Here is a 7,246-nt window from a genome sequence, read left to right on the forward strand (position 1 = left end):
ACTCTTAAGAGAGATTTTCATTGATTTGCGGGCTTCCCGACGCTTTCAATGAAAAAGAGCGATCGCGTCATCAAAAATATCACAATTGGATTACTGTGGTTTTGACGCAAAATTGGGGTACATTTATGAGACAGGATTTTCAAGAACTAGCGGCACTCTACAAAAACGCACTGCTTAACGATGTACTCCCCTTTTGGGAAAAACACTCAATTGATTGGGAGCAAGGTGGCTATTTTACTTGTCTCGATCGCGTTGGTAATGTGTATGACACAGATAAATTTATCTGGTTACAAAACCGTCAGGTGTGGACTTTCTCCATGCTTTACAACCAGCTAGAAAACCGCGATAATTGGCTCAAAATTGCTACTAATGGCGCAAATTTTCTTTCTCAACATGGCAGAGATGCTGATGGTAACTGGTACTTTGCCCTCACCCGTGAAGGACAGCCCTTAGTCCAGCCTTACAATATCTTTTCTGATTGCTTTGCCGCAATGGCTTTTAGTCAATACGCCCTCGCCTGTGATGAAGATTGGGCTAGAGATATCGCAATGCAGGCTTATAACAATGTTTTACGCCGTAAGGATAACCCAAAAGGTAAATATACCAAAACTTATCCAGGTACACGCCCGATGAAATCTTTGGCTGTACCCATGATTTTAGCCAACCTAACTCTAGAAATGGCATGGTTGCTACCCAGCGAAACCTTGGAGCAAGTCTTGGATATGACTGTTCAGGAAGTAATGGGCGATTTCCTTGATAAAGACCAGGGTTTAATGTATGAAAATGTTGCTCCTGATGGTTCCCACATTGATTGTTTTGAAGGCAGATTAATTAATCCTGGCCACGGAATTGAAGCGATGTGGTTCATTATGGATATTGCCCATCGCCGCAACGATACCCAAACCATCAACCAAGCTGTAGATGTGGTGATGAATATCCTCAATTTTGCCTGGGATAGCGAATACGGCGGATTGTATTACTTTATGGATGCCAAGGGACATCCCCCACAACAACTGGAATGGGATCAAAAGCTGTGGTGGGTTCACCTAGAGACTTTGGTTGCATTAGCAATGGGCTATCAATTGACAGGGCGTGACGTTTGTTGGGAATGGTATCAAAAAGTGCATGATTATGCTTGGTCACACTTTGCCGATCCCCAGCATGGTGAATGGTTCGGCTATCTTAATCGCCGTGGGGAAGTACTTTTAAACCTCAAAGGCGGTAAATGGAAAGGCTGTTTCCACGTACCGCGTGCATTGTATCTTTGCTGGCAGCAATTTGAGGCTTTAAGTTCGCATTGAAACTCCCCACCGGAAGCTACAGTTTACACACATCTCTACTCTGCGCCTCTGTGTCCTCTGCGGGTCAAAAAAATAATTATTTTAACCGCAGAGGTAACAGAGAACACAGAGGAAAGACGATAATCAGATTCTTCTTCCTCTGCCTTCTCTGCATACACGGCGATAAAATAATTTGGGCGTTGCATAATTGCAGGATAATCTGGGAATTTTCATCAACAACAATCACCGCGTCACCCACTCTCCCTGTCCCCGCGTCAGCCTCAATCTTCCCATAATTTGTTAGTCCATTACGCCTTCCCAGCCTGAGCAGGTGGTAGATTTAAATCCTTTGCCAAGCCGATTGTTTTTAAACACCAAATCGCCCACCAAGTAATGTCAATTTCCCACCAGCGCCAGCCACACTTGGCGACATGAGGATATGCATGGTGATTGTTGTGCCAGCCTTCGCCGTAGGTGAGAATAGCTGCCCACCAGAGATTGCGGGAGTTATCATTAATTTCAAAGGTGCGGTATCCCCACATATGGGTGACTGAGTTAATCAGCCAGGTTGTATGCCAAAGAATGACTGCTCTAACAAACACACCATACACAACAAATGACCAACCGCCTAATGCATACAGCAATAATGCAACGGGAATTTGCAAGAAGAGAAAGTTGCTATTGAGCCAGCGATAAAAAGGATCTCGCACCAAATCGGGAGCAAATCGCTGGTAGTTGTCATAATTGAAGAACTCTGCACGGGGATAAAAAATCCACATCATGTGACTCCACCAGAAACCTTTGCGGGCGGAGTAAGGATCTTTGTTTTCGTCTTCAGTATGAGCATGGTGCAAACGATGTCCAGCCGCCCAAAAGATAGGCCCGCCTTGTAATGATAAAGCACCCAAAATAGCGATCGCATATTCTAAAAATCGTGGCACTTTAAAACTTCGATGGCTAAGGAGTCGGTGATAGCCTAAGCAGACTCCAATGCTACCAAATAGCCAATGTAGTAACAGCGTAATACCTACAGCCGACCAAGAAAAAAACCAGGGAGCCAATAATGCTACTGCATGAATAGCCCCAAAAAATAACACCGTCAGCCAATCAAGACGCAAAGGTTCGTCTTTCTCTGGCAAATTTTGTAATTTCAATCTCACAATACTTCCTCACACAGAATAGGCAGGGGGTAGGGGGACAAAGGGGACAAAGGAGACAAGGAAGAAATAACTAATTATTCTTCACTTTTGACTTTTGACTTTTGACTTTTGACTCTTGCCCCATGCCCAATACATCAAATCGTCTTACTTGCCCAATCTTGAGGTTGCAGGAAGATTTCGGTGAGTTGTGCTTCCGGTGTACCGGGTTCTGGCTGATAGCCGTATTCCCAGCGTGTTAACGGTGGTAGGGACATCAATATTGATTCGGCTCTACCATCGGTTTGCAAGCCGAAAACTGTGCCTCTGTCGTATACCAAGTTAAATTCTACGTAACGACCGCGACGGTATAGTTGAAATTGGCGCTGGCGATCGCTATATTCAGTTTCTTGTCGTCGGTTTACAATTGGCAAGTAAGCAGGTAAAAATGCCTGACCGCAGCTTTGCACAAAAGCAAATAAATCTGACCAAGTACGTGTGACTTTTCCTACTTGCTGACTGTAAAGCGCTGCTGGTGTATCCGTCTGGGAGGTGACATACAGGTTACCACTGCCATCTTGATAGTCAAAGAAGATACCGCCTATACCCCGTTGTTCCTGGCGATGACGCAGGTGGAAGTATTCATCACACCAGCGTTTGAAGGTTGGATAATACTCTGGATGATGAGGATCGCAAGCGGCTTTGTATGTTTGGTGAAAATGAACCGCATCCTCGGCAAAGGCATAGTAAGGTGTTAAATCTGCGCCACCACCAAACCACCAAATGGGGCCTGCTTCAAAGTAGCGATAGTTGAGGTGTACCGTTGGTACATAGGGATTGCGCGGATGCAGCACCATCGAAGTTCCAGTGGCAAAAAACTGATGTCCGGCTGCTTCTGGGCGTTGAGTCAAAATCGAAGGCGGTAAAGTATCACCCCAAACTTCCGAAAAGTTGACACCACCTTGTTCAAACACTCGCCCTTCCCGAATCACACGGGTACGTCCTTCACCACCAGCTTTCCGCTCCCAATGATCCTCATGAAATTTGGCTTCGCCATCCAGCCGCTCTAAGCCGGTGCAAATTTCATCCTGGATTTTCTGCATAAACTGCTTCACCCGTTGGCGTGAATCTACGGGCGGTATATTCCCTGCATTGACGGGAGGTGTGAGCAATAGTGTGTGATTTTTGTTTTCCTGAGGACGATTGTCTGAATTACGACCCATACTGAATATCTCTTAAACTCTTAGTAAGCGTGATTACCCTCTTAAATAACTCTATAGTTATTGAGTTTTTATATTGCAGGTACGTTTTAAAACTTAACAAATAGGATATTGGGCATGGGGCATTGGGCATTGGGCATGGGGCATTGGGCATTGGGCATGGGGCATTGGGCATTGGGCAACAGTCTGTAGGGGCGGGTTTATTTAGATCATTGTTGATCCACGAGGATATCTGTGAACCCGCCCTTACAACAGTCAACCGTCAACAGTCAACAGTCAACCGTCAACATTTCCTCCTTGTCTCCCTCATCCCCCAATTGCAAAATTAAAGGATTGTAAATCTTTTAGCAAAAATAGCTAGTCTACAAATTACACTAATCATAACTTGATAGCTATCTAATTGTTAAGCTAACTACCGGAGAACTCATGGTTAATACCTTATCCCAGTCTGCGCCTAAGGAACCAAAGCAGGGAATTAAAGCACCAAGCAAAGAAACTGTACTGACTCCCCGGTTTTACACTACAGACTTTGAAACTGCGGCTAGCCTAGATTTGTCTGCTCAGGAAAAAGAGTTGCAGGCGATGTTAGCAGAAATGCGGGCAGATTACAACCGCCACCATTTTGTGCGGGATGAGGCGTTTGAGCAGTCTTGGGAAGATATCGGCGCACAAGCACGCCAGTCTTTTATTGAGTATTTGGAACGTTCTTGTATTTCCGAGTTCTCTGGGTTTTTGCTGTTTAAGGAACTATCGCGCAAGCTGAAAACTCGCAATCCCCTGTTGGCGGAGATATTTAATTTGATGGCGCGTGATGAAGCGCGTCATGCAGGATTTTTGAACAAAGCAATGGGCGATTTTAAACTGTCGCTGGATTTGGCTGATGTGACGAAAAGACGCACCTATACGTTTTTCCCCATCGATTGGGTAATTTACACGGTATATCTCTCAGAAAAAATTGGCTACTGGCGTTACATCATTATTTATCACCATTTGCAACAGCACCCAGAAAACCAGTTTTACCCAATTTTCCGCTATTTTGAAAGCTGGTGTCAGGATGAAAACCGTCATGGGGATATATTTAAAGCTTTATTGCGATCGCAACCCCAACTGTGGAAAACTTGGAAAGCCAGGCTGTTAAGTCGCTTTTTCCTGTTATCGGTGTTTGCTACCCACACTTTAACAGTTCACGAACGGGCAGGATTTTATGACTCATTGGGGCTGGATGCCACAGAATTTGACCGCCAAGTTGTGTGCAAAACTAATGAAACGGCTGGACGAGCTTTTCCTGTAATGTTAAATACGGAACATCCCAAGTTTTTCTCGCGTTTGCATCGCTGCTCTGATTACAACTTGAAATTGGTAGAAATTGAGGGCAGTTCTCAGCCTAAATTTGTGAAGGTAATTCGGAAAATACCCTTAGTTGCGGCAATTGTTTGGAATCTATTGCTACTTTACTTGATTAAACCCATCAATACCGAAGCTTTGCGCGGACAAGTTTGTTAATTTGCCGAAGCGATCGCTTTTTTAATTTCAAGTAAAACAACTACAATTTTGCAACCCTATGGTATGTAGAGATTGTTCAGTACTGTCTCTACATTTTCTTATGTCTGAGGAAAACACTTAAACATCAACCCTGAAGTTGATTCCGGGAACCCTGAAGTTGATTCCGGGTACGCGAAACACGGAAACGTCAACCCGGAAGTTGATTCTGGGAACCCTGAAGTTGATTCCGGGTACGCGAAACACAGAAACGTCAACCCGGAAGTTGATTCTGGGAACCCTGAAGTTGATTCCGGGTACGCGAAACACGGAAACGTCAACCCGGAAGTTGATTCCGGGAACCCTGAAGTTGATTCAAAGAACCCTGAAGTTGTTACACGAGAAATGCATTCATTTTCATTGCGATCGCACTTTTACAGCGTATTTTAGGTAAATCAGGTATGCGGGTAGGGGCATGGCACTGCCATGCCCTGACAATTATCTGTACTTGCTGCTGTAAATTGGTGTTGTGGAAAAGCGATCGCTGTTTTTGAATCAGGCTGTAATTGCGATCGCACTGGAAAATAGGTGTAATGAAAGCGCAGGAGCATCCCAATTTTGACCTGAATAAATTTGTAGTGAGCATCTTGCTCCCTAAGCAGCATCTTGCGGGAGCATCCCAATGAGTGCAAATTTATCAAATTAAAACTAGTCATTGCGAATGGAGCGTTAGCGCAGCGTTAGCGACGAAGGAGCGTCAGCCCAATGAAGCAATCGCAAAGTCTATCTGCTGCGATTGCTACCCTGCGGGAACGCTTTCAGCGAACGCTTCATTTCATTACGCTCGCAATGACAAAATATGTTTTTACACATTTGGGATGCTCCCGCATCTTGCTCCCTAAGAAGCATCTTGCTCCCTAATGTCAACTTTCAAATTGGTGAAGTGAAAGCGCGGCACTTTTCATATAGCAGCTTTCTGAATTACAAATTACTTAAACGCTTCAACTCATCATCTGTAATAGGATTCTTCCCAGCCTTGAGGTCTTTTACCCAGCTTTCCCGTTGTGCTTTCCAATCTTTATTATCAGCCTGGGCGATGTAGGCTTTAAAATCAGCAATTGCGCCTTGATAGTCACCTGTTAACGCCCGCGCCAAGCCACGACTATCACGAATATTGCCATCTTTAGGGGCAAGCTTCACGGCTTGTTCACAAGCAACCATCACATCGGCGGCTTGTTTTTGCAAACTGCCTTCCCAGCATAAATTATTCCAAGAACCGGCAGAAATTTTGACTTTTGGATCTAACTGTTGGGCATTGGTGTAAGCTGCTAATGCTTCCTTAAACTTATCTTCTGCGATCAGGCTTGCTCCTTGCTCAACCAACAGAGAAAATGCTTTTGCCTTTGGTTGAAAGTCTAAACTGGGGTCTAGTTGTAATGCTTGCTGGAAATTAGCAACTGCACCGTCAAGATTGCCTGCTTGTACTAGGCTCTCACCTTTTTCAACTAAGGCTGAAGCTTTTGCCAATTGTTTGGCTTTTGCTTGGGGGTCAAATTTTAAGCTGGGATTCCATTCTAATGCTTGGCGGAACTTGGCAACCGCAAGATTAATATCTTGATTTCGGGCTAATTCTTCACCTTGGGTAACTAATGCTGGTGCGGCTTCTTTTTTAATAGCTGTAGTTTGGCAGGCTTTGAGGTCTGCCAGCACATCTGGATGAATAACTAAGTAATTATTCAGCCAATTGCAACCACTAGTTAATAAATTATCTAAATCCAAATCCCATAAAATTACTGTGCTGTCAGAACTTGCAGAGGCAATCGTCTTGCCGTCGGGACTGAAACTCACACTAAAGACAAAACCGCTATCCCCCTTGAGGGTTTTGAGTAGTTTGCCAGAGATGTCCCAGAGTTTGACTGTGCTGTCAGAACTTGCAGAGGCAATCGTCTTGCCGTCGGGACTGAAACTCACACTATTGACAGAACCGCTATGCCCGTTGAGGGTTTTGAGTAGTTTGCCAGAGATGTCCCAGAGTTTGACTGTCCTGTCAAAACTAGCAGAGGCAATCGTCTTGCCGTCGGGACTGAAACTCACACTAAAGACAAAACCGCTATGCCCCTTGAGGGTTTTG

The 7,246-nt window shown here is 44.7% G+C and carries 7 protein-coding genes; 2 read left to right on the forward strand and 5 right to left on the reverse strand.

Translation table 11 applies throughout. From position 1 onward, the window contains the following. Nucleotides 1–125: 125 nt before the first annotated feature. Nucleotides 126–1,301 (forward strand): AGE family epimerase/isomerase, encoded by a 1,176-nt coding sequence (locus AACU32_RS37420; protein WP_096607290.1) that lies wholly within the window; start codon nt 126–128, stop codon nt 1,299–1,301. A gap of 35 nt (nt 1,302–1,336) precedes the next feature. On the opposite strand, the gene AACU32_RS37425 is transcribed toward AACU32_RS37420, so the two are convergent. The 3 genes from AACU32_RS37425 to hemF form a co-directional block, all read right to left on the reverse strand. Continuing rightward, on the reverse strand, nt 1,337–1,486 hold the full coding sequence (locus AACU32_RS37425; protein WP_339378592.1) for a hypothetical protein: 150 nt from the start codon (nt 1,484–1,486) through the stop codon (nt 1,337–1,339). Between the two features lie 102 nt (nt 1,487–1,588). Next, nucleotides 1,589–2,434, reverse strand: a complete 846-nt coding sequence (locus AACU32_RS37430; protein WP_096608348.1) for a fatty acid desaturase — start codon at nt 2,432–2,434, stop codon at nt 1,589–1,591. 140 nt (nt 2,435–2,574) lie between these two features. Further along, entirely contained in the window at nt 2,575–3,639 is a 1,065-nt protein-coding gene (gene hemF, locus AACU32_RS37435) for an oxygen-dependent coproporphyrinogen oxidase (RefSeq protein ID WP_096607291.1), read from the reverse strand. Between the two features lie 423 nt (nt 3,640–4,062). Here hemF and acsF point away from each other — a divergent pair, with 423 nt between their 5' ends. Continuing rightward, on the forward strand, nt 4,063–5,139 hold the full coding sequence (acsF, locus tag AACU32_RS37440; protein WP_096607292.1) for a magnesium-protoporphyrin IX monomethyl ester (oxidative) cyclase: 1,077 nt from the start codon (nt 4,063–4,065) through the stop codon (nt 5,137–5,139). Between the two features lie 370 nt (nt 5,140–5,509). Here acsF and AACU32_RS37445 read toward each other — a convergent pair whose 3' ends face one another. Then, a complete protein-coding gene (locus AACU32_RS37445; protein ID WP_339378593.1) occupies nt 5,510–5,761 on the reverse strand; it encodes a hypothetical protein in 252 nt (83 codons plus the stop codon). A gap of 335 nt (nt 5,762–6,096) precedes the next feature. Continuing rightward, nucleotides 6,097–7,246 (reverse strand): WD40 repeat domain-containing protein (locus tag AACU32_RS37450; RefSeq protein WP_445223206.1); only part of this gene is annotated, 1,150 nt, incomplete at its 5' end.

This window comes from Calothrix sp. NIES-2100, assembly GCF_963875285.1.
Classification (GTDB): domain Bacteria; phylum Cyanobacteriota; class Cyanobacteriia; order Cyanobacteriales; family Nostocaceae; genus Aulosira.

Excerpts from the sequence above, each read along its gene's own strand:
- hemF (WP_096607291.1), bottom strand. The coding sequence starts at position 3,639 with ATGGGTCGTAATTCAGACAATCGTCCTCAGGAAAACAAAAATCACACA.
- AACU32_RS37425 (WP_339378592.1), bottom strand. The coding sequence starts at position 1,486 with ATGCAACGCCCAAATTATTTTATCGCCGTGTATGCAGAGAAGGCAGAG.
- AACU32_RS37445 (WP_339378593.1), bottom strand. The coding sequence starts at position 5,761 with ATGCTCACTACAAATTTATTCAGGTCAAAATTGGGATGCTCCTGCGCT.
- acsF (WP_096607292.1), top strand. The coding sequence starts at position 4,063 with ATGGTTAATACCTTATCCCAGTCTGCGCCTAAGGAACCAAAGCAGGGA.
- AACU32_RS37420 (WP_096607290.1), top strand. The coding sequence starts at position 126 with ATGAGACAGGATTTTCAAGAACTAGCGGCACTCTACAAAAACGCACTG.